Here is a 21112-nt window from a genome sequence, read left to right as displayed (position 1 = left end):
TGCGGGCGACCCACTACAAGGATCGCCGGCTCATGGATACAGCATGCGCATTGCCCCATTCCGCCCACCGTCGGCAGTGGCCGATCGTACTGGTCATCCTCATGCTGGCGCCGCCATTGCTGTTCGCCGCCGCTCTGCTCTGGCCGCTGTCGGCTCCGCCGTTGCCCGAGCCGGGCAACAGCCGCGTGATCGTCAATGCGCGGGTGGTGGACGTGGCGCGCGGCCAGGTCAGCGAACCCACCACCGTGACAGTGCGCCACGGCACCATCACTGCCATTGAGGAAGATCCGCAGGACGCGCGGCTTCCCGTGCTCGACGCCGGCGGCCGCTGGCTGCTGCCCGGTTTCTGGGACATGCACACCCATGCACTGCAATTGTCGCCGCAGCTGCAGTTCCCGCTGATGCTGGCCAACGGCATCACCGGCACCCGCGACATGATGGACTGCCCGCAGACCACCGATCCGCTGATCGCCTGCGTGGCCGACAAGCGCCACTGGACCGCACAGGCCATTGCCGGGCAGCAGGTTGCACCGCGCTTCGTACAGATCGCCAGTTTCTACTTCGAAGATCCGTCACTCACGCCGGAGGCCGCCGCTGCGCGTGCACGGACGTACAGCGCGCGCGGGGTCGACGCGTTGAAGGTCTACAACCGGCTGCGTGCGGACACCTATCAGCGGCTGGCCACCGAGGCGCAGCAGCTGCGCCGTCCGTTGGTCGGCCACCTGCCCAAGGCGGTGCCTCTGGACGATGCGGTGCAGGCGGGCCAGCGCAGCTTCGAGCACGCCCATCTGTTCGTGCGCCACTGCTTCGACAACGCGGCGGCATGGCGCGGTGGCACGCTCGACGGCGAAGACCCGATCGTATTGGCCGAACGCATGGTTGCCAGCTATCAGCCCACGCTCTGCAACAAGGCGTTCGCTTTGATGCAGGCCAGCGGTGCCGCGTTCGTACCGACCCATGTCACCCGCGAAGAAGATGCACGCGCAAGCGACCCCGCCTTCGTCGACGATCCGCGCCTGGCCTATCTGGACCCGCTTTCACGCTGGGCGTGGCGTGATGACCTGCAGGCCACCGCAGCGCGCTATCCCGGCCGACGCGGCCAAGACGCACTGAAGACCTACTTCGAGCATGGCCTGGCTCTCACCGGTGCGGCCCATCGTGCCGGCGTCACCGTGCTGGTCGGCACCGATACCGGATTGGGCGGCTTCCGCTACCACGATGAACTGCAGTGGCTGCGACAGGCCGGCCTGAGCCAGGCCGACGTGCTGCGCGCAGCTACGCTGCAGGCCGCACGTCATCTGCAACGGCAGGCATCGCATGGAAGCGTCGAGGTCGGCAAAGCCGCAGACCTGGTGCTGCTTGATGGCAACCCGCTGCACGACATCGCCAATACCCGCCGCGTGCATGCCGTGCTGCTGGCCGGCCACCTCTATGACCGCCCGCGGCTGGATGCGCTACAGACTTATGCGCGCAGGCAGGCACGCTCGCCCGCAGTGATGGCACGCCTGCTGTGGGGATTCATCACCAGCCCGGTCAGTGCCGAGCTGTAGCGGCAGCTACAACGCCATCCGCTCGCGCAGTTCACGTGCCTGCCGCCGCGATACCTCCACCTCGCTGCCGTCGTCCAGCGCCAGATCGTAGCCATCTGCAATGCTGGGCGTCACGCCACGAATGCGGCGCAGGTTGACCAGCGTGTTGCGGTTGGCGCGGAAGAACAACTCCGGCGGCAGGCGTGCTTCCAGCGCGCTCAGGCTGCGGGTCAGCAGGGCGTTCTGGTCGCGGAACCATAGCCGTGTGTAGTTGCCATCCACCACCAGCCGACGGATCTCCGAGACCGCGACGAACCAGCAGCGTTCGCCCTCGCGCACGAACACCTGGTCCTGCGCGCCCAGCGTGCTGCGCGGCTCCGGCGTTTCGCCCGCCACCACCTCGCGCTGGCGCGCCCGCTGCAACGCTTCCAGCAAGCGCGGCGCCTCGACGGGCTTTACCAGATAGTCCAGCGCATTGGCCTGGAAGGCGCGCACCGCGTAAGTGTCGTAGGCAGTAACGAAGACCACCGCCGGCACCGTCTCCAGCCCATCCAGCACATCGAAGCCGCTGCCGGAGGGCATCTGCACATCCAGCAGCACCAGGTCTGGCGCCAGTGTGGCGATCGCCTCGCGTGCAGCGGGCACATCGTCGGCCTCGCCCACGCACTGCACCCATGGCAGCGCCGACAACAGCGTGCGCAGCTCCTGGCGCGCCAGCCGTGCATCATCAACGATCAACACACGCAGCACGCCACTCATTGCGGAATCTCCAGCAGGGCCTGCATGCGGCCGCCGACCGGCTGCAGGGTGAAACGACCCTGCGTGCCGAGCTGCGCACGCAGGTAGGCAAGGCCAACGCCATGGCCATGGGTGGGCTCGTTGGCGCTGCCCAGCGGATTGTCCACCTGCAGGCGCAGCACGTCATTGTCCAGCGTGGCACGGATCTGCACCTCACCGCCGCCCGGGCGGCTGGCGATGCCATGCTTGATCGCATTCTCCACCAGCAGCTGCAGCGCCATCGCCGGCAGCTGTGCCTGCATGGCATCGGCATCAATGTGCTGGCTTACCTGCAGGCGCTGTTCGAAGTGGACTGCCTCGATGGCCAGGTAGTCGTCCACTACCACCAGTTCCTCGGCCAGGGTGACCTGCTCGCTGCGGTTGTGCGCCAGCGCTTGGCGCAGCGTGCGCGACAGGCGGGTGACCATATCGCGCGCACGCTCCGGGTCTTCCAGGATCAGCGCGCGCAGGTTGTTCAGCGCATTGAACATGAAATGCGGGTTGAGCCGTGCACGCAGTGCATCGCGCTCCAGCGCGCTGCGCTCGGCCTCGGCACGCAGGCGCGCCAGTTCCGCACTGCGTATCCGGCGCAGGCTGTGCAGGCCTGCCCAGAGCGCTCCCCACAGGGCCAGCATCACCGCAGTGGTGTACCAGTAGAGCAGCAGCGCCTTGGGGCTGAAGTCGGCCGTCTGCCGTCCCAGGCTCACCCAGTTCCAGGCCAGCGCCGAGTGCAGCGCGATGTTCACCAGCAGCTGCGCCACTGCCGCGCCCAATGCCACCGACAGCGCCAGCCGCAGCAACAGCCCGGCCGTGCCGCGCGCCCACCAGTCGGCACGCAGCGCCAGCGCGCGGATGGCACCGCTGCACCCGAACAGGGCCAACGCCAGACCCAGCGTGATCAACACGCCTGCGCTTCCGGCATCGCTGAAATAGGCCTGGCGCAGGCCGATTCCGGCAACGCCATAGAGCACCCACACCAGCGCATTGAGCAGCCAGAAGCGTACCGTCGAGGAGGAATCCGGCATGTCCATTCCGAGGCGTGTTGAAACTCAGTGGTGGTGGTCGAGGAAGGCCTGCACCTGACCGCGCAGCCAGCGCGGATCATCCCACATCAGGAAGTGGAAACCCTGCGCGCTCATCGCGATCTGCACGCCCTGCAGTTTCGCGTACTGCGCCTGGAACACCGCGCGCGTGCTGTCCTCGGTGCCGCCCATCGGCTGGTAGCCGGCCCAGCTGCCCAGCACCAGCGTCGGTGCGGTGATCGAGGCGATGTTGTCACGCAGGTCGGTGGTCATCACCGCATGCATGGCGTCAGCGGTGGTCTGGCGGTCGCTGGCTTCGCCCCAGCGCCCCAGCTCGGCCTGCCGCTGTGGATCGCGGGTCATGCCCGGCAGGCCGGCCTTCAGCTGCGCCTGCCACTGCGCGGCATCGGCGGCGAGCATGCCCTTGCGCAGCTGGTCGGCCATTGGCCGCACGCTGTCTGCGGTGGCGTTCGGGTCACGCGCGGCCGGCAGGAACGGCAATGCGTCGACCACCACCAGCGCACTGACTGCCTTCGGCTCGGCCTGCGCCATCTGCAGCCCCAGCAGGCCGCCAAGACTGTGGCCGATCACCACCACCGGGCCCAGCTGTTGGTCATGCAGGTAGGCCAGCAGCTGCCCGCGCATGGCCGGCAGGAATTCGGCCGGGCGCGGGTCGACGGGCGCAGCGCCGGCAAAGCCCGGCAGCTGCACCAGATGGCACTGCACGTCCTTCAGCGCCAGGCAGGTCTCGCGCCAGACCTCGGCGCTGCTGTTCAGGCCGGGGATCATCAGCAGCGGACGGCCCTTGCCGACCACCTCGACCTGCACCTTGCCGGTGCCGGTGGCGGCCGCCGCATGCGCCGAGCCGGAACCGAGCACGGCCATCGCCATGCCGATCATCGCCAGCCGGGCCAGGGCCTTCATTGCGTACCAGAGTGCCAGGAAGATCTTCATAGTCTGCTCCTTCATTGGGTGGGTGGTGCCGGGATGGGAGCAGCGTGGGCCTGGCGGAGGCACCCCGGTTGCGATTTCGGAGCAGCGGCCGCACGGCGGGGCGAACGGTCGCATGCCATGGATGGCCCACCCTCACATATCAATCGCACATCCATCTTGATGAAGCGATATACTGATCTGCACCGACCGCCGCCATCCGCGCCATGACCGCCATCAGCTTCGAGTTCTATCCGCCCAAGACCGACGAACAGCGCAGCCAGCTGGACCGTGCTGCGGCCAAGCTGAAGGACTACGCCCCCGAATACGTGTCGTGTACCTTCGGCGCCGGTGGCTCGACCCTGAGCTATACCTCCGAGACCGTGCGCCACCTCAACCAGCACCATGGGTTCGATGCCGCGCCGCACCTGTCGTGCGTGGGCGGCACCCGCCAGGAGATCCGCGAACTGCTCAAGCTGTACCGCGCCATCGGCTGCCGTCGTCTGGTCGCGCTGCGCGGTGACCTTCCCTCGGGCATGGGCTTCCCCGGCGACATGCGCTACGCCGCCGAGCTGATCGACTTCATCCGCACCGAGCACGGCGATGCGTTCCACATCGAAGTGGGCGCGTATCCGGAAACGCATCCGCAGGCGACCGATGCGCTGGCTGACCTGAAGCACTTCAAGGCCAAGATCGATGCCGGTGCCGATGCGGCGATCACCCAGTACTTCTTCAACCCGGATGCCTACTTCCACTTCGTCGATGAAGTGCGCCGGCTCGGCGTGCAGGTGCCGATCACGCCCGGCATCATGCCGATCGCCAACTTCAGCCAGCTGCGCCGCTTCTCCGAGCAGTGTGGTGCGGAGATTCCGCGCTGGATCGGCCGCAAGATGCAGGCCTACGGCGATGACGCCGAGTCGGTACGTGCATTCGGCACGGAAGTGGTGGCCCGGCTGTGCCAGCGCCTGATCGAAGGCGGCGCGCCCGGCCTGCACTTCTACACCTTGAACCTGGCCAAGCCGACCACTTCAGTGCTGAAACTGCTGCACGGCTGAAAGCACGCCATGCGGACCGGATCGGCGCTACCCTGCGAGGATGATCCGGCTTTCCTTCCTGCTGTTGCTGCTGCCGCTATGCGTGCTGTCGAGCGTCGCCCACGCACAGTCCACGCGCCTGAACCGCTGCACCGATGCGCAGGGCCAGAGCGTGTACACCGACCGGCCCTGCGACAGCGTGGGTGCACGGTCACGGCTGCCGCCGCCCTCCCCGACCGGCAATACCGCAGCGCGCGACACGCTGGGTGCACGCTGCCCGCGCCGGCTGAGCGAGCTCGTGGACGCATTGCGCAACGGCATCCTCAGCAACGACGTCAATCGGCTGTCCTCGCTGTACCTGTGGGGCTCGGTGTCCGACGCGGGCGCGCAGCGCATTCTCGGCCAACTGGAATCGTTGGCGCGGCGGCCATTGGTGGACGTGGTGCCGGTGTATCCCTCGCAGGCGCTGCCGCTATCGCAGGATGAAGGTCAGAGCCCTGCTGCGCAGGGGTCCGACCCTGAGCCGCCGGCCGTGCGCCATCCGGTCGGCCTGCGCCTGGAGCAGACGTTGCCGGGCAGCGTGGCGCGCGCCTCGACGGTGCTGGGATTGCAGCGGCAGTACGGGTGTTTCTGGATCACGTTGTGATCGGGCGGGGTCAGAGCCCTGCTGCGCAGGGATCTGACCCCGCATGCCGGCTCACTCCGGCCACAGCCCGCGAATGGCGGCGATGCCCTGCCCGCCATGGCGACGCGCTTCGGCGACGTGACCGCGGCCCATGCCGCCCAGCGCATAGATCGGCAGTGACACCTGCGCGCGCAGCTCGGCGAACGCGTCCCAGCCCAGCGGCACCGCGTCCGGATGGCTGGCCGTGGCCTGCACCGGGCCCAGCACGGCGAAGTCGCAGCCCAGCTGCTGTGCGGCCTGCAGCTGCTGCAGGTCGTGGCAGGATGCGGCCACCAGCTGGCCCTCGGGCAGCGGGCGCTGCGACAGCTGCAGCAGCTGTTCGCTGCCCAGATGCACACCCACGCCCAATGCGCGTGCCAGTTCGATATCGCGATTGAGCAGCCACTGCACCCCACTGCGACGATGCGCGCGCACGGCCTGTTCGACCATCGCCTGCCGCTGCGGATGCGCCGTCGGCAACCGCAGCTGGATGCGCTGCTGGCCCGCGGCCACCACGCGCTGCAGCTGTTCATGCCAATGCTGCAAGCCGCCCTCATCATCGGCCGGTGCCGGGGTGATCAGGTAGCTGTCGGGCTGGCGCAGGGCAGCCACCACCGGCAGGTCGGCCGGTGGCATTGAATAGCGGCCCAGCTTGTCCGGCGCCACCCAGGTGATCGCCTGGCCCTCCCGCCCGCGCGGCGTCCCCTTCCAGCTGCGTACATGGCGCACCTCCAGGGTCAGGTGCTTGTCCGGATAGCGCTGCGGCACATCCATCAGCCACTCGCCGACATCGGCCTCGATGCCCAGTTCCTCGCGCAGCTCGCGCACCAGCGCCTGTTCGGAGGTCTCGCCGGATTCGCGTTTGCCGCCGGGAAACTCCCACAGGCCGGCCATGTCGCGGTTCTCGGTACGGCGGTTGAGCAGCACGCGGCCACGGGCGTCGGTGATGACGGCGGCCACGACATGGATCGATCGGGTGGGGGAAGGCATGGGGGGAAGCATGCCCAGAACAGGGCGGCCGGCGCAATCACGGATGCGCTGCAACTCCCCTGCCACAAACGAAAAGCCCCGCTTTCGCGGGGCTCTTCGGCATCAGCTCAGCTGGCCGTGGCAATGCTTGTACTTCTTGCCACTGCCGCACGGGCACGGATCGTTGCGGCCGATCTTCGGCTCGTCGCGCTGCATCTGCGCCACGCCCTGCTGGGCAGCCTGCACCTGCGCGGCTTCCTCGTCGGCGCTGTAACCGCCCACGTCCTGGTGCTGGAACTGCGACTGGCTCAGGCGGGCTTCGGCCTGCTGGCGTTCGGCCGCTTCCAGCGCCTGCACTTCCTCGTCGCTGCGGATGCGCACGCGCGACAGCAGGGTCACCACTTCGCGCTTGACGTTTTCCAGCATGTCCGAGAACAGCTCGAAGGCTTCCTTCTTGTATTCCTGCTTGGGCTGCTTCTGCGCGTAACCACGCAGGTAGATGCCCTGGCGCAGGTAATCCATGCGCGCCAGGTGCTCCTTCCAGCTCTGGTCCAGCACGGTCAGCATCACGTGCTTCTCCAGCGCGCGCATGGTCTCTTCGCCCACGCCGGCTTCCTTCTCGGCGAAGTGCTGGTTGACGCGTTCCTGCACCTTGGCGGCAATGGCCTCGGCGTCCAGCTCCTCGTGTTCCTTGACCAGGTCGGTCAGCGACATCTGCAGGCCGAAGTCCGACTCCAGGGTCGCTTCCAGGCCACGCAGGTCCCACTGCTCGTCGATCGAGTTCGGCGGCACGAAGCGGGCCACCACGTCGAAGATCACGTCGTCGCGGATGCCGTCGACGTTGTCCTTCACCGACTCGGCGTCCAGCAGTTCGTCGCGCTGGGCGTAGATCACCTTGCGCTGGTCGTTGTTGACGTCGTCGAAGTCCAGCAGGTTCTTGCGGATGTCGAAGTTGTGGGCCTCGACCTTGCGCTGCGCCTTCTCGATCTGGCGGCTGACCAGGCGGTCTTCGATGACGTCGTCTTCCTTCATGCCCATCATGCGCATGGCCTTCTGCACCCAGTCGGAGGCGAAGATGCGCATCAGATTGTCTTCCAGCGACAGGTAGAAGCGGGACGAACCCGGGTCACCCTGGCGACCCGAACGGCCACGCAACTGGTTGTCGATACGGCGCGACTCATGGCGCTCGGTGCCGACGATGTGCAGGCCGCCCGCCGCCTTCACTGCCTCGTGGCGCTTCTGCCAGTCGGCCTTGACCGCGGCCTTCTGCTCGTCGGTCGCGTCCTCGCCCAGCGCGTGGAGCTCTGCTTCCAACGAACCGCCCAGCACGATGTCGGTACCACGGCCGGCCATGTTGGTGGCGATGGTCACCGCGCCCGGACGGCCGGCGTTGGCGACGATGGTCGCTTCGCGGTCGTGCTGCTTGGCATTGAGCACTTCGTGCTTCACACCGGCCTTGCTCAGGTGCTCGGACAGCATTTCCGAAGTTTCAATCGAGGTGGTACCGACCAGCACCGGCTGGCCGCGCTTGGCGCACTCTTCGATGTCGGCCAGCACCGCATTGAACTTGCCCTTGCGGTTGAGGAACACCTGGTCCGGGCTGTCCTTGCGGATGGTCGGGCGGTTGGTCGGGATCACCACCACTTCCAGGCCGTAGATGCTCTGGAACTCGAAGGCTTCGGTATCGGCCGTGCCGGTCATGCCGGACAGCTTCTTGTACATGCGGAACAGGTTCTGGAAGGTGATGCTCGCCAGCGTCTGGTTCTCGCGCTGGACCGGCACGCCTTCCTTCGCTTCCACCGCCTGGTGCAGGCCATCGGACCAGCGGCGGCCGGCCAGGGTACGGCCGGTGAACTCGTCGACGATGACCACTTCGCCGTCGCGCACGATGTAGTCAACGTCACGCTGGTAGATCGCGTGCGCGCGCAGGGCGGCGTTGAGATGGTGGACCACGGTCAGGTTCTGCGCCGCGTACAGGCCTTCGGTTTCGCCGTTGAGGATGCCGGCTTCCACCAGCAGCTGCTCGGCGTGCTCCATGCCCGCTTCGGACAGGTGCACCTGCTTGCCCTTCTCGTCGACCCAGAAGTCGCCTTCGCCGTCTTCCGCTTCCTGCTTGACCAGGTGCGGCACGACGCGGTTGACACGGATGTACAGCTCCGGGGAATCATCGGCCGGGCCGGAGATGATCAGCGGGGTACGCGCTTCGTCGATCAGGATGGAGTCGACTTCGTCGACGATGGCGTAGTGCAGGCCGCGCTGGTAGCGGTCGGCCTTGGACAGCGCCATGTTGTCGCGCAGGTAATCGAAACCGAATTCGTTGTTGGTGCCGTAGGTGATGTCGGCGGCGTAGGCTTCGCGCTTGTCGCTGTGCGGCATGCCCGGGTAGACCACGCCCACGCTCAGGCCCAGCCAGTTGTACAGCTTGCCCATCTGCGCGGCGTCGCGGCGGGCCAGGTAGTCGTTCACGGTGACCACGTGCACGCCCTTGCCTTCCAGCGCGTTGAGGTACACCGGCAGGGTCGCCACCAGGGTCTTGCCTTCACCGGTGCGCATTTCTGCGATCTTGCCCAAGTGAAGCACCATGCCGCCGATCAGCTGCACGTCGTAGTGGCGCATGCCCAGCACGCGGCGGCCGGCTTCACGGCAGACCGCGAAGGCTTCCGGCAGCACCTTGTCCAGGGCTTCACCATCGGCGATGCGCTGCTTGAACTCCGGCGTCTTGGCCTGAAGCTGCTCGTCGGAAAGCTTCTCGATCTCCGGCTCCAGCGCATTGATCTTGGCGACGATGCGGTTGAGCTGGCGCAGCTGTCGTTCGTTACGACTGCCAAATACGCGGGTAAGCAGGCTGTTGATCATTGAAGGAACCGGGTTGGATGGACACGACGCCCGGCCTCCCCCTTGGGATCCGTCCGCCGCAAACGAAACAGGGCGCCTGGCGCCCTGTCGATGGCAACACCCATTGTAGCTTGGGACGGCCGCAAGGGGTTTCAACCCTTTGGCGGCAATGGCATCCGAACATTCCCGGTAGTGCCGGCCGCTGGCCGGCAATCCGCGATGCTGCCGAAATCCATGAGGTTGCCGGCCAGCGGCCGGCACTACCAGATCAACCGCATCGGGTCAGAGCCCTCCCGCGGCGCGGAAGGGATCCGACCCGGGCATCAGCCGCGGCTGATGCGGCCGACCGGCGTGTTGCCGCCGTCGCCGAGGAACTTGCGCGGGTTGACCACGTTGCCGTTCTCCCACACCTCGAAGTGCACGTGGGCGCCGGTCGAACGGCCGGTGGAACCGGCCTTGGCCACTTCCTGCCCGGCACGGACCAGGTCACCGGCCTTCACCACCAGGCGCGAATTGTGCGCGTAGCGGGTGACGTAGCCATTACCGTGGTCGACATCGACCACGTTGCCGTAGCCGCCCTTCACGCCGGCGAAGCTGACCACGCCTTCGGCCACGGCCATCACCGGGTCGCCGACCTTGGCGTGGAAGTCCATGCCCTTGTGGGTGGCGGCACCGCGGCCGAACGGGTCGGCACGGGTGCCGAAGCCGGAAGTCACGTAGCTGTTGCGGATCGGCATGCGCGACGGCACGGCGTTCTGCTGCAGCTGGTGGTCGAACATCAGCGATTCCATCACCGACAACTGGCGGCCTGAAGCAGCGAAACGCTGCTCCAGCGCCTGTAAGTCGGCGTTGACGTCCTTGACCGGGATGTCGCTGGTCGGGCCGCCGGCATCGCCGTCACCGAGGCCAGGCGTCTCGTTGAAGTCGAACTCGCCGTCTTCCAGCTTGCCCATCTGGGTCAGCCGTTCGCCAAGGGCGTTCAGGCGGGTAGCCTGCGCCTGCAGCTCGCCGAGGCGTGCCGCCAGCGCGTTGACCTGGGTCTGCGCATCGCGCTTGACCTTGGCCAGTTCCGCATCCTGGCGCTCGACCTTGGCCTGCAGCCGGGAATCATTCAGCGCGCTGGCGCCAATGCCGCCAGCAAGGCCGATAATGCAGCCTACCCCGAGCACGCTGCCCAGCAGGGCGCGGGGGCGGTCCTCGAAATAGAACCGCAAACGCGCGATCGGCGACGACTTGGCCTGTCCTTCACGCGTTTTGATTACGATCTTTTTGAATGCCATCAGTGAGTTTTCATGTCTGAGCCGAAATCCAGCGTTCGCCCCGCGTCAGTGCCGAAGCCGGCGCTGGATGCGGTGATGGCGGACAAAAGCGGGAACCCGCTGCGGCGTGCCTTGTGGCTCGACGCGCTGGACCGTCAGTTGCGCCCCCAGTTGCCGCCACCTCTGCGCAGCCGTTGCCGGCTGGCCAATGTGGACGGGGAACACCTCGTTTTTCTCGTCGAGTCCCCGGTCTGGCATGCCAAGTTGCGGCTTGCCGAAGCCCAGTTGCTCGACGCGGCCCGTTCCATCGGGCTGAAGGCCACCAGGGTGACCATCAAGACTGCGTCTCCCACTCCCACGCGCTCCCCAGCGCTCGACAACCGGAATGGACCCCACGCAGTTTCAGCCGCCACGCACAAAGGGCTACGCGACGCCTTGGCTTGCCTGCAGGACGTTCCTTCGAAGCCGAAGAAGCGGTCCTGACGACAACGGAGCATCCGGCTCCGCTCCCCGTCGCACGTGTCACCACGGCGTGAAACATTTCGGGGGCCGGGTCGCATCCTAGCTGCCATCCGGGGGCCTGTCGTTAGATTGTTGTTAAAACTGCGTTAAATTCAGGCTTCCGATCCAACAGGTTCACAAAACCGTGACCTCGAACCGGCCTTGACGCGTATCAAGCATGCTGAATGCGCCGAACACGCCTGAAACGACAACGCCGCCCTGGAAGGCGGCGTTTTTGCCTTTAAATTCAACAGCCTACAGAAATCAGGCGTAGGCCGGAGTGGCATATTCGACCGGATCCGGCGTCGCCGGCGAGTCGAAACTGACCCATTCCCAGGCAGTGGCGTCGGCCATCAGCGCCCGCACCAGCTTGTTGTTGAGGGCGTGACCGGACTTGAAGCCTTCGTAGGCACCCAGCACCTGGCCACCGGCCAGGTAGAGGTCGCCGATCGCATCGAGGATCTTGTGGCGCACGAATTCGTCGGCATAGCGCAGGCCGTCTTCGTTGAGCACGCGGAACTCGTCCAGCACGATGGCGTTGTCCATCGAACCGCCAAGGCCCAGGTTGCGCTCGCGCATGTATTCCAGGTCGCGCATGAAACCGAAGGTGCGCGCGCGGGAGATTTCCTTGGTGTAGGCCAGCGTCGAGAACTCGATTTCCTGGCGCGACTGCTTGGCCGGAATCATCGGGTGGTCGAACTGGATGGTGAAGCCCAGCTTGTAGCCCTCGTACGGGCTGAAGCGGGCCACCTTGTCGCCCTCGGTCACTTCCACGGTCTTCAGCACGCGGATGAAGCGCTTGGGCGCATCCTGTTCCACGATGCCCGCCGACTGCAGCAGGAACACGAACGGGCCGGCCGAACCGTCCATGATCGGCAGCTCGGCCGAGGACAGTTCGACAATGATGTTGTCCACGCCCAGGCCGGCCAGCGCCGACATCAGGTGTTCGACGGTCTGGATCTTGGCGTCGTTGCAGGTCAGGCCGGTGCACAACGTCACTTCGGTGACCAGCTCGGCCTTGGCCGGCACTTCCACCACCGGGTCCAGGTCCACGCGGCGGAACACGATGCCATGGTTGACCGGTGCCGGGCGCAGGGTCATGTAGACCTTGTCGCCGCTGTGCAGGCCAACGCCGGTGGCGCGGATCGTGTTCTTGAGGGTGCGTTGCTGGATCATGGGGGATGGACCGGAAGTGACACATTAGATTAACACGCACGGTCCCCTACCCCGGCTGAAAGGCAGGCAGGACACACCGGCGCGCCAATGGGACGCACATGACGCAGGGCGGCCGGGCCCATCCTGGCCCGGCGCCCGCGTTTTCAGGACATGGTGGCGCAACCCGGGGAGGACAACCCCGGGCCGGCCCGCTCAGTCCGCCTGGCGGCGCAGGAACGCCGGGATGTCCAGGTAATCGTTCGGCAGTTCTGCCGCGGCCGGGGCCGAAGAGGACGGCGCCGACGGGGCCGAAGCCGCCGCGGTATCGCTGCTGGCGCGACGCAGGCCCAGGCCCATGCCGCCGACGGCCTTGGACACGGCGTCGCCGCCGTTGTCGAAGTCGCCGAACTCCGGCTGGCCGGTGGTGGCGTTGCGGACCAGCTTGATCGGCGCGCGCTCGCCCGGACGCTGGGCCTTGCTGGCCGACACGCGGTTCAGGCCGGTGGCAACCACGGTCACGCGCACTTCGTCCTGCATGTCCGGGTCGAGCACGGTGCCAACCACCACGGTGGCGTCTTCCGAAGCGAAGCCGTCGATGGTGCGGCCGATCTCGTCGAACTCGGCCATGGTGAAGTCCGCACCGGCGGTGATGTTGACCAGGATGCCGTTGGCACCGGCCAGGTTCACGTCGTCCAGCAGCGGGTTCTGGATGGCCGATTCGGCAGCGGCCTGGGCGCGGTCATCGCCACGGGCAGTGCCGGTACCCATCATCGCCAGGCCCATTTCGGACATGACGGTGCGCACGTCGGCGAAGTCGACGTTGATCAGGCCCGGACGCACGATCAGGTCGGCGATGCCCTGCACGGCGCCCTGCAGCACGTCGTTGGCGGCGCGGAATGCCTGGATCATGGTCGCATTGCGGCCCAGCACGGTGATCAGCTTCTCGTTCGGGATGGTGATCAGCGAGTCGCAGTGCTGGCTCAGTTCCTCGATGCCCTTCAGCGCCACCTGCATGCGGCGACGGCCTTCGAACGGGAACGGCTTGGTGACCACGGCCACGGTCAGGATGCCCATCTCCTTGGCCAGCTGCGCCACCACCGGTGCAGCGCCGGTACCGGTGCCGCCGCCCATGCCGGCGGTGATGAACACCATGTCCGCGCCCTGCAGGGCGTCCATGATGCGCTCACGGTCTTCCAGCGCGGCCTGGCGGCCGACTTCCGGGTTCGCGCCTGCGCCCAGGCCCTTGGTCACGTTGGTACCCAGCTGCAGCTGCAGCTTGGCACCGCAATTCTTGATGGCCTGCGAGTCGGTGTTGGCGGTGATGAACTCCACGCCGTCCACCGCCGAGTTGACCATGTGCGCCACGGCATTGCCGCCGCCGCCGCCCACGCCAACCACCTTGATCACCGCATTGGGTGCCATCTTTTCGATCAGTTCAAAATGCGCCATGTCCGTGTCCTCGTTGTATCCGCTTGTCGGTGGCATGGACGGTCGGGCCTCCTGCCTTCGCGTGTCATGTTGCCGTTGCGGCTGTGTGGGTTGTGTATTGCGTTGCTGCGTTGTGATGCGGGTACTGCAGGTGCTGCGCCGGGGTGACCCCGGTGTTACGGGTTCCGCGTCAGAACTCGCCGCGGAACCAGGTCTTGAGTTTCTTGAACATGCTTCCGGCGCGCCCGGTCGGTAGCGACGGCCGCCGCGGGTGCTCGATCTGGCTGCCCATCAGCAGCAGGCCCACGCCGGTGGCATGCACCGGGTTGCCCACCACTTCGCCCAGGCCGGTGACGTGCTGCGGGATGCCCACGCGCACCGGCATCTGCAGCATTTCCTCGGCCAGCTCGACCACGCCTTCCATCTTCGAGGCACCACCGGTCAGCACCATGCCGGCGCGCACCAGTTCCTCGAAGCCGGAGCGGCGCAGTTCGGCCTGCACCATCTCGAAGATTTCCTCGTAACGGCCCTGCACCGCCTGCGCCAGCGAATGGCGCGGCATGCGGCGCGGCGGACGGTCGCCCACCGACGGCACCTGGATGCTTTCCTCGGCGGTGGCCAGCTGGGCCAGGGCGCAGGCGTAGCGCACCTTGATCTGCTCGGCTTCCGGGGTGGGCGTGCGCAGCATGTGCGCGATGTCATTGGTGACGTGGTCGCCGGCGATCGGCAGCGAAGCCGTGTGGCAGATCGCGCCCTGCACGAACACCGCGATGTCGGTGGTGCCGGCGCCCATGTCGACCAGCACCACGCCCAGCTCGCGTTCGTCGGCGGTCAGCACCGCAACGCTGGAGGCCAGCGAGGACAGCACCAGGTCATCCACCTGCAGGCCGCAGCGCTGCACGCACTTGCTGATGTTGGCCGCGGCTGACTGCGCGCACACCACCAGGTGCGCATGCACCTCCAGGCGCACGCCGGTCATGCCGACCGGATTGCGGATGCCTTCCTGCGAATCGTCCAGCACGTACTCGCGCGGGATCGCGTGCAGGATCTTCTGGTCGGCCGGAATCGCCACCGCCTTGGCCGCATCGAGCACGCGATCCAGGTCGCCCCAGGTCACTTCCCCGTCGCGGATCGGCACGATGCCCGGCGAGTTCTTGCACTGCACGTGGTTGCCGGAGATCGAGGCGTACACCGAGCGGATCTCGCAGCCGGCCATCAGCTCGGCTTCTTCCACCGCGCGCTGGATCGACTGCACGGTCGATTCGATGTCCACCACCACGCCGCGCTTCAAACCGCGCGACTCGTGCGAGCCGATGCCGATCACTTCGATCGGGTTGCCCGGCGAGTACTCGCCCACCAGCGCCACCACCTTGGAGGTGCCGATGTCCAGGCCAACGATCAGCGATTTGTCACCCTTGCGATTCATGTCCTTTCCTGCGTGCTTCTGGCCGGGGTCGCCGGCGCTTTCGCCGGCGTGGCCGGGGTACCCCAGCTCAGCGTGAAACCATTGGTGTAACGGAGGTCGGCGCGCTCGATCGGCGCGTCCTGACGGTTGAGCTGCGGCAGTACCTTGACGAAGCGCTGCATGCGCGAGCGCGCGTCGTCGCGGCCGACCACCACTTCGGTGCCGTTGCTCAGCACCAGCGACCAGCTGCCGCGTGCATCCATCGTCACCCGGCGCACATCGACGCCGGCCGGTGCGAACAATGCACGCGAGTCGCTGTACAGCTTCATCACTTCTTCGGTCTGGCTGTCCGGGCCATCCAGTTCGGGCAGCGCAAGGTCGGCCAGCTTCTTCGGCGTGGGGAACAGCTTGCCCTGCTCGGAAACCAGGCGGTCGTTGCCCCAGCGCGCGAACGGCTTGTGCTCGACCAGGGTTACTTCCAGCACATCCGGCCACTGCTTGCGTACCCGTGCGCTTTCCACCCACGGCAACTTTTCCAGTGCGTCCTGGGCATCCTGCAGCTTGACCGCGAAGAACCCGGCGCGCGCATACGGCAGCAGCACCTGCTGCAGCTGTTCGGCTGGTACCCGCTTGAACTCGCCATGCACGCGCAGCTTCGCCAGCGGCCAGCGCTCGGCGCCGACCCAGCCATTGACCACGGCCACCACCGGCAGTGCAACCACCGACAGCGCCAACAGCCAGACGAAGATGCGCAGCACCGCGTTCATGCGTGCGAGGCCTCCAGGGTCTGTTCCAGCACGCGCCACACCAGCTCTTCGAAGCTGATGCCGGCCTGGCCTGCGGCCTTGGGCACCAGCGAATGGCTGGTCATGCCCGGCGCGGTATTCACTTCCAGCAGGAAGAAGCGGCCGCTGCTGCGGTCGCGCATCACGTCCACGCGGCCCCAACCACGGCAGCCAGCAGCGCGGAACGCGGCCAGCGCGATGCGGCGGATTTCCTCTTCGTCGCCACCGTCCAGGCCCGGGCACAGGTACTGGGTGTCCTCGGCGATGTACTTGGCGTTGTAGTCGTACCACTGGCCCTTGGGCACGATGCGGATCGACGGCAGCGCGACGTCGCCGAGAATGGCCACGGTCAGTTCGTCGCCGACCACCATCTGCTCCATCAGCAGCTGGCCGTCGTAGCGCGCAGCCAGGGCCACGGCCTCATCCAGGCCGGCGTCGTCGGTGACCCGGCTGATGCCCACGCTGGAGCCTTCGTTGGCCGGCTTCACCACCACCGGCAGGCCCAGCTCGGCCGCCAGTGCATGCACGTTCGATGCGTCGACCTTGCGGTATTGCGGGGTCGGCAGGCCCAGCGACAACCACACCTGCTTGGTACGGATCTTGTCCATGCTCAGCGCAGAGCCCAGCACGTCCGAGCCGGTGTACGGCACGCCGAAGGCGTCCATCAGGCCCTGCACGATGCCGTCCTCACCACCACCGTTGTGGCCGTGCAGGATGTTGAACACACGGTCGATGCCGCCGGCAGCCAGCGCCTTGGCCAGCGCCGGAATGCCGTCCACGGTGAACGCATCGACACCGCGCGACTGCAGTGCTTCCAGTACGTTGCGGCCGGAATCCAGCGACACCTCGCGTTCGCTGGAAGTGCCACCGAGCAGCACGGCGACGCGACCGAATACAGCCGGGTCGGTCACGCGCAGCGGCGGGAAGGTCAGCGCGCTCACGCCTCGCCCTCCCCCTTGAAGCCTTCCACCGCGATGTGGGTAGCCACGGCGCCGATGTCGCCCGCCCCCATCATCAGCAGCAGGTCACCGTCCTGCAGCACGTCCGGCAGCACGCTGGCCAGCTCGGCGGCCTTGCCAACCACCACCGGTTCGCTGCGGCCGCGCGCGCGGATGGCGCGGGCCAGCGCATGCGAGTCGGCACCGGCAATCGGTTCCTCGCCAGCCGGGTAGACCTCGCTCAGCACCAGCGCATCGACGCTGGACAGCACCGCGGCGAACTTGTCGAACTGGTCGCGGGTTCGGCTGTAGCGGTGCGGCTGGAAGGCCACCACCAGGCGCTTGTCGGCCCAGCCACCACGGGCGGCGGCGAACACGGCTTCCAGCTCGCTCGGGTGATGACCGTAGTCATCGATGATGCGCACCTTGGCGCCACTGGCGGTGGTCACTTCGCCCAGATCGTTGAAGCGACGGCCGACACCGGCGAAGCCTTCCAGCGCACGCGCGATGGCGTCCGGGGCCACGCCCAGCTGCCAGCCCACTGCGGCGGCGGCCAGTGCGTTGAGTACGTTGTGCCTGCCCGGCAGTGCCAGTACCACTTCCTGGCTGGTGCCCTGCGGCAGGCGCAGGGTGAAGCGCATGCGCGACCCTTCCTGCACCACGTTCTCGGCGCGCACGTCGGCCTGCGGGCTCATGCCGTAGCTCATCACGTGGCGCGGGGTCCTGGCGGCCAGCGCAGCCACTTCCGGGTCGTCGATGCACAGCACCGCCAGGCCATAGAACGGCAGGCGCTGCAGGAACTCGGCGAACGCCGCCTGCACGCGGGCAAAGTCGTTGCCGTAGTTCTCCAGATGATCGGCATCGATGTTGGTGATGATCGACATCAGCGGGTTCAGGCGCAGGAAGCTGCCATCGCTTTCGTCGGCCTCGGCCACCAGCCACTGGCCACCACCCAGCTTGGCGTTGGCGCCGGCGGCCAGCAGCTGGCCACCAATCACGAACGTCGGGTCCAGGCCGCCTTCGCTCAATACCGCAGCGGTGAGGCTGGTGGTGGTGGTCTTGCCATGGGTACCGGCCACGGCGATGCCGCGACGGAAGCGCATCAGCTCGGCCAGCATGGCCGCACGCGGCATGATCGGAATGCGCTGGCTGCGCGCTTCCATCAGTTCCGGGTTGTCTTCGCGGATGGCGCTGGAGACCACCACGCAGTCGGTGCCCAGCACGTTGGCCGCCGAGTGGCCGCGCATGATGCGCGCACCCAGGCTGGCCAGGCGGCGGGTCGCCACGTTGTCGGCGTTGTCCGAGCCGGACACTTCATAGCCCAGCGTCAGCATCACTTCGGCGATACCGCTCATGCCGGTGCCGCCGATGCCGACGAAATGCACGCGCGGGAACGCGCGCACCAGGTCGTTGGTGTCGTGCAGGCGGCGGATCATGCGCGGCCTCGCGCAGGGCAGGCGCGGTGGCATGCCTTCTTCATACAGCTTCCTCGAGAATGATATCGGCGATGCGCTCGGCGGCATCGACCTTGGCCAGGGCACGCGCGGCTTGCGCCATCTGCATGCGGCGGGCGGGATTTTCGGACAGATCGCGCAGCAGTGCGGCAATGCCGTCGGCCAGCGTTCCGTCCTGCTTCAGCAAAACCGCCGCGCCGCGCTCGACCAGGTACTCCGCATTGCGGGTCTGGTGATCGTCGACGGCAGCGGGGAATGGCACCAGCACACTGCCGACACCGACCGCGCACAGCTCGGCCAGCGTGGACGCGCCGGAGCGGCATACGACCAGATCGGCCCAGGCAAACGCCTCGGCCATGTCGGCGATGAACGGGGTGATCTCCGCCTGCACGCCGGCCTTGGCATAGGCCTCGACCGCTTCGGCATGCATCTTCTCGCCGCTCTGGTGGCGCACCTGCACCGGAACCCCGGCACCGAGCGCAGCGATCGCCTGCGGCACGCCGGTATTGAGCGCGCGTGCACCCTGGCTGCCGCCCACCACCAGCACGCGCAGCGGACCCTGGCGGTCGGCGAAGCGCTGTTCCGGCGGTGCGATAGCGGCGATCTCCGCACGCACCGGGTTGCCGACAAACTCCTCGCCCTGGGCGAAGGTGCCCGGGAAGCCGGTCAGCAGACGGCGTGCATAGCGCGACAGGATGCGATTGGTCAGGCCCGGTGCGCGGTTCTGCTCATGCACGATCAGCGGCAGGCCATGCAGGCGCGTGGCCATGCCGCCGGGACCGGAGGCGAATCCACCGAAGGCCACCACCGCACGCGGCTGGCGCTTGCGGATGATCATGCCGGCCGCGCGCAGCGCGCGCATCAGCCGCCACGGCGCGCCCAGCAGGGCCAGCTTGCCCTTGCCGCGCAGGCCGGTGATGGCCAGCGTGTCGATCGGAATGTCGTGCTGCGGCACCAGACGGGTTTCCATCGCACCGTCGGCGCCCATCCAGGTGACCGGCACGCCGCGCGCGCGCAGCACGCGGGCCACGGCCAGGCCGGGGAAGATGTGACCGCCGGTACCACCGGCCAGGATCATCACCGGGCGCACGTTGTCGGTGGCTGTGCTCATGACAGCCTCCCGAAGGTCGGTTCGATGCGCGACTGCAGGCGGCTGGTGCCACGCGCAGCGTTCGCTGCAGCGGCAGCCACCGGCTCGGCGCTCATCGGTACGCTGGCGGCCACCGGCGCGGCCGGCTCGTCGCTCGGCTCGGCAGCGGCGTCTTCGCTGCCGCCGATGCGCACGGCCTGGCGGCGCTCGGCGCGCTTGAGTTCATAGGACACGCGCAGCAGCAGGCCCATCGCCACGCAGGTCATCAGCACCGACGAGCCGCCGGAGGAGATCAGCGGCAGGGTCAGGCCCTTGGTCGGCAGGATGCCCAGGTTCACGCCGATCGAAACGAAGGTCTGCATGCTGATCCACAGGCCGATGCCGAAGGCGATGTAGCCGGAGAAGTGCCGCTTCATCTCCACGCAGCGCATGCCCAGCCAGAAGGTCCGGCCGACCAGCAGCGCGTACAGGGCCACGATCACGCAGGTGCCCAGGAAGCCGAATTCCTCGGCGGTGACCGAGAAGATGAAGTCGGTATGCGCTTCGGGCAGGTAGTACAGCTTCTGCACCGAGTTGCCCAGGCCGACGCCGGTCCACTCGCCACGGCCCACCGCCATCAGCGCGTTGGACAGCTGGTAGCCGTCGCCCTGCTGGTCGGCCCATGGGTCCAGGAAGGACGTGATGCGGCGCATGCGGTACGGCTCGATGATCGCCAGTGCGCTCATGCCGACCAGGCCGATGATCACCGGCATCGACATGCGCGGCATGTTCACCCCGCCCAGCACCAGCATGCCGGCGGTGATCGCCAGCAGCAGGGTGGACGAGCCGAAGTCCGGCTGCAGCAGCAGCAGCACCACCAGCGCCCCGGCCACGCCCAGCGGCTTGAGCATCGCCGGCCAGGTCGCGTTGACCTCGTCGCGGAAACGCACCAGGTAGCTGGACAGCCAGACAATGTAGAGCACTTTCACCGCTTCGACCGTCTGGAACTTGGAGATGCCCAGGTTGATCCAGCGGCGCGCACCGTTGACGGTGCTGCCCAGGCCCGGTGCGAACACCGCCAGCAGCAGCACGAAGCAGCCCAGCAGCAGCATCTGGTTGTACTGCTCGATGGACTTCAGTTCAGTGCGGGCGGCGATGACCGCCAGCACGATACCCACCGCCAGGAAGATCAGGTGGCGGTTGAGGTAGTAGAACGGACTGCTCATCAAGGCGATCGAGCTGGACGCCACCATCACCACGCCCACGCCGGTGAGCGCGATGATCGCGCCCAGCAGCCACTTGTCGTAGCTGCCTTCGATGGCTTCAAGGCGTGTTGCCTGGCGGGACAGGTCGTTCAT

17 protein-coding genes and 1 pseudogene are annotated in these 21112 nt (G+C 67.2%); 4 read left to right on the top strand and 14 right to left on the bottom strand.

Annotated elements, in window-relative coordinates; translation table 11 throughout:
* Positions 1 to 32: 32 nt before the first annotated feature.
* Positions 33 to 1550 (top strand): amidohydrolase family protein, encoded by a 1518-nt coding sequence (locus tag AC5P67_RS11575; protein WP_241889357.1) that lies wholly within the window; start codon positions 33 to 35, stop codon positions 1548 to 1550.
* A 6-nt stretch (positions 1551 to 1556) separates the two neighbouring features.
* On the opposite strand, the gene AC5P67_RS11570 is transcribed toward AC5P67_RS11575, so the two are convergent.
* From AC5P67_RS11570 to AC5P67_RS11560, 3 genes are read right to left on the bottom strand one after another with little or no spacing between them, the layout of a single operon-like run.
* Positions 1557 to 2288, bottom strand: coding sequence for a LytR/AlgR family response regulator transcription factor (locus tag AC5P67_RS11570; protein WP_005408094.1), 732 nt, complete (start codon positions 2286 to 2288; stop codon positions 1557 to 1559).
* Entirely contained in the window at positions 2285 to 3331 is a 1047-nt protein-coding gene (locus AC5P67_RS11565; RefSeq protein ID WP_111193737.1) for a sensor histidine kinase, read from the bottom strand. The genes AC5P67_RS11570 and AC5P67_RS11565 overlap by 4 nt, the downstream gene beginning before the upstream one ends.
* Before the next feature lie 24 nt (positions 3332 to 3355).
* The gene (locus AC5P67_RS11560; RefSeq protein WP_060380071.1) at positions 3356 to 4282 is read right to left on the bottom strand and encodes an alpha/beta fold hydrolase; all 927 of its coding nucleotides are present in this window, start codon (positions 4280 to 4282) and stop codon (positions 3356 to 3358) included.
* A 203-nt stretch (positions 4283 to 4485) separates the two neighbouring features.
* Between AC5P67_RS11560 and metF the strand changes: the two genes are divergently transcribed.
* On the top strand, positions 4486 to 5313 hold the full coding sequence (gene metF / locus AC5P67_RS11555; RefSeq protein WP_005412254.1) for a methylenetetrahydrofolate reductase [NAD(P)H]: 828 nt from the start codon (positions 4486 to 4488) through the stop codon (positions 5311 to 5313).
* 40 nt (positions 5314 to 5353) lie between these two features.
* Entirely contained in the window at positions 5354 to 5938 is a 585-nt protein-coding gene (locus tag AC5P67_RS11550) for a DUF4124 domain-containing protein (RefSeq protein WP_495214708.1), read from the top strand.
* A gap of 51 nt (positions 5939 to 5989) precedes the next feature.
* Here the strand turns inward: AC5P67_RS11550 and AC5P67_RS11545 are convergent, their stop codons facing one another.
* The 3 genes from AC5P67_RS11545 to AC5P67_RS11535 form a co-directional block, all read right to left on the bottom strand.
* A complete protein-coding gene (locus AC5P67_RS11545) occupies positions 5990 to 6946 on the bottom strand; it encodes a Nudix family hydrolase (protein ID WP_049397432.1) in 957 nt (318 codons plus the stop codon).
* 102 nt (positions 6947 to 7048) lie between these two features.
* Positions 7049 to 9781: a preprotein translocase subunit SecA gene (gene secA / locus AC5P67_RS11540; RefSeq protein ID WP_005408088.1), complete on the bottom strand. Its 2733-nt coding sequence runs from the start codon at positions 9779 to 9781 to the stop codon at positions 7049 to 7051.
* 302 nt (positions 9782 to 10083) lie between these two features.
* Positions 10084 to 11040 carry a M23 family metallopeptidase gene (locus AC5P67_RS11535; protein WP_235647320.1) on the bottom strand — a complete coding sequence of 319 codons (957 nt, stop codon included), beginning with the start codon at positions 11038 to 11040 and terminating at the stop codon, positions 10084 to 10086.
* A 12-nt stretch (positions 11041 to 11052) separates the two neighbouring features.
* On the opposite strand from AC5P67_RS11535, the gene AC5P67_RS11530 reads away from it, so the two are divergent.
* Positions 11053 to 11502 (top strand): DciA family protein, encoded by a 450-nt coding sequence (locus tag AC5P67_RS11530; RefSeq protein WP_005408086.1) that lies wholly within the window; start codon positions 11053 to 11055, stop codon positions 11500 to 11502.
* 282 nt (positions 11503 to 11784) lie between these two features.
* Here AC5P67_RS11530 and lpxC read toward each other — a convergent pair whose 3' ends face one another.
* The 8 genes and pseudogenes from lpxC to ftsW form a co-directional block, all read right to left on the bottom strand.
* Complete coding sequence (lpxC, locus tag AC5P67_RS11525) at positions 11785 to 12696, bottom strand: UDP-3-O-acyl-N-acetylglucosamine deacetylase (RefSeq protein ID WP_005408085.1); 912 nt, start codon at positions 12694 to 12696, stop codon at positions 11785 to 11787.
* Positions 12697 to 12888: 192 nt separating this feature from the next.
* Positions 12889 to 14124: a cell division protein FtsZ gene (gene ftsZ / locus AC5P67_RS11520; RefSeq protein ID WP_005408084.1), complete on the bottom strand. Its 1236-nt coding sequence runs from the start codon at positions 14122 to 14124 to the stop codon at positions 12889 to 12891.
* Positions 14125 to 14293: 169 nt separating this feature from the next.
* Positions 14294 to 15529 carry a cell division protein FtsA gene (ftsA, locus tag AC5P67_RS11515; RefSeq protein WP_005408083.1) on the bottom strand — a complete coding sequence of 412 codons (1236 nt, stop codon included), beginning with the start codon at positions 15527 to 15529 and terminating at the stop codon, positions 14294 to 14296.
* A gap of 68 nt (positions 15530 to 15597) precedes the next feature.
* Positions 15598 to 16275, bottom strand: a pseudogene (locus tag AC5P67_RS11510) (cell division protein FtsQ/DivIB); the annotation flags it as partial.
* Positions 16272 to 17234: a D-alanine--D-alanine ligase gene (locus AC5P67_RS11505; protein ID WP_087802810.1), complete on the bottom strand. Its 963-nt coding sequence runs from the start codon at positions 17232 to 17234 to the stop codon at positions 16272 to 16274. The gene AC5P67_RS11505 and the pseudogene AC5P67_RS11510, both read right to left, overlap by 4 nt.
* A complete protein-coding gene (murC, locus tag AC5P67_RS11500; RefSeq protein WP_005408080.1) occupies positions 17231 to 18667 on the bottom strand; it encodes a UDP-N-acetylmuramate--L-alanine ligase in 1437 nt (478 codons plus the stop codon). Before murC ends, AC5P67_RS11505 begins: the two co-directional genes overlap by 4 nt.
* A gap of 40 nt (positions 18668 to 18707) precedes the next feature.
* Entirely contained in the window at positions 18708 to 19796 is a 1089-nt protein-coding gene (gene murG, locus AC5P67_RS11495) for an undecaprenyldiphospho-muramoylpentapeptide beta-N-acetylglucosaminyltransferase (RefSeq protein ID WP_005408079.1), read from the bottom strand.
* Positions 19793 to 21112, bottom strand: a complete 1320-nt coding sequence (ftsW, locus tag AC5P67_RS11490) for a putative lipid II flippase FtsW (protein ID WP_005412246.1) — start codon at positions 21110 to 21112, stop codon at positions 19793 to 19795. Before ftsW ends, murG begins: the two co-directional genes overlap by 4 nt.

This window comes from Stenotrophomonas sp. YJH_SMC_21 (genome assembly GCF_059369555.1).
This window is presented reverse-complemented; position numbering and strand designations above follow the sequence as displayed.

Excerpts from the sequence above, each read along its gene's own strand:
- AC5P67_RS11575 (WP_241889357.1), top strand. The coding sequence starts at position 33 with ATGGATACAGCATGCGCATTGCCCCATTCCGCCCACCGTCGGCAGTGG.
- AC5P67_RS11570 (WP_005408094.1), bottom strand. The coding sequence starts at position 2,288 with ATGAGTGGCGTGCTGCGTGTGTTGATCGTTGATGATGCACGGCTGGCG.
- AC5P67_RS11565 (WP_111193737.1), bottom strand. The coding sequence starts at position 3,331 with ATGCCGGATTCCTCCTCGACGGTACGCTTCTGGCTGCTCAATGCGCTG.
- AC5P67_RS11560 (WP_060380071.1), bottom strand. The coding sequence starts at position 4,282 with ATGAAGATCTTCCTGGCACTCTGGTACGCAATGAAGGCCCTGGCCCGG.
- metF (WP_005412254.1), top strand. The coding sequence starts at position 4,486 with ATGACCGCCATCAGCTTCGAGTTCTATCCGCCCAAGACCGACGAACAG.
- AC5P67_RS11550 (WP_495214708.1), top strand. The coding sequence starts at position 5,354 with ATGATCCGGCTTTCCTTCCTGCTGTTGCTGCTGCCGCTATGCGTGCTG.
- AC5P67_RS11545 (WP_049397432.1), bottom strand. The coding sequence starts at position 6,946 with ATGCCTTCCCCCACCCGATCGATCCATGTCGTGGCCGCCGTCATCACC.
- secA (WP_005408088.1), bottom strand. The coding sequence starts at position 9,781 with ATGATCAACAGCCTGCTTACCCGCGTATTTGGCAGTCGTAACGAACGA.
- AC5P67_RS11535 (WP_235647320.1), bottom strand. The coding sequence starts at position 11,040 with ATGGCATTCAAAAAGATCGTAATCAAAACGCGTGAAGGACAGGCCAAG.
- AC5P67_RS11530 (WP_005408086.1), top strand. The coding sequence starts at position 11,053 with ATGTCTGAGCCGAAATCCAGCGTTCGCCCCGCGTCAGTGCCGAAGCCG.
- lpxC (WP_005408085.1), bottom strand. The coding sequence starts at position 12,696 with ATGATCCAGCAACGCACCCTCAAGAACACGATCCGCGCCACCGGCGTT.
- ftsZ (WP_005408084.1), bottom strand. The coding sequence starts at position 14,124 with ATGGCGCATTTTGAACTGATCGAAAAGATGGCACCCAATGCGGTGATC.
- ftsA (WP_005408083.1), bottom strand. The coding sequence starts at position 15,529 with ATGAATCGCAAGGGTGACAAATCGCTGATCGTTGGCCTGGACATCGGC.
- murC (WP_005408080.1), bottom strand. The coding sequence starts at position 18,667 with ATGATCCGCCGCCTGCACGACACCAACGACCTGGTGCGCGCGTTCCCG.
- murG (WP_005408079.1), bottom strand. The coding sequence starts at position 19,796 with ATGAGCACAGCCACCGACAACGTGCGCCCGGTGATGATCCTGGCCGGT.
- ftsW (WP_005412246.1), bottom strand. The coding sequence starts at position 21,112 with ATGAACGACCTGTCCCGCCAGGCAACACGCCTTGAAGCCATCGAAGGC.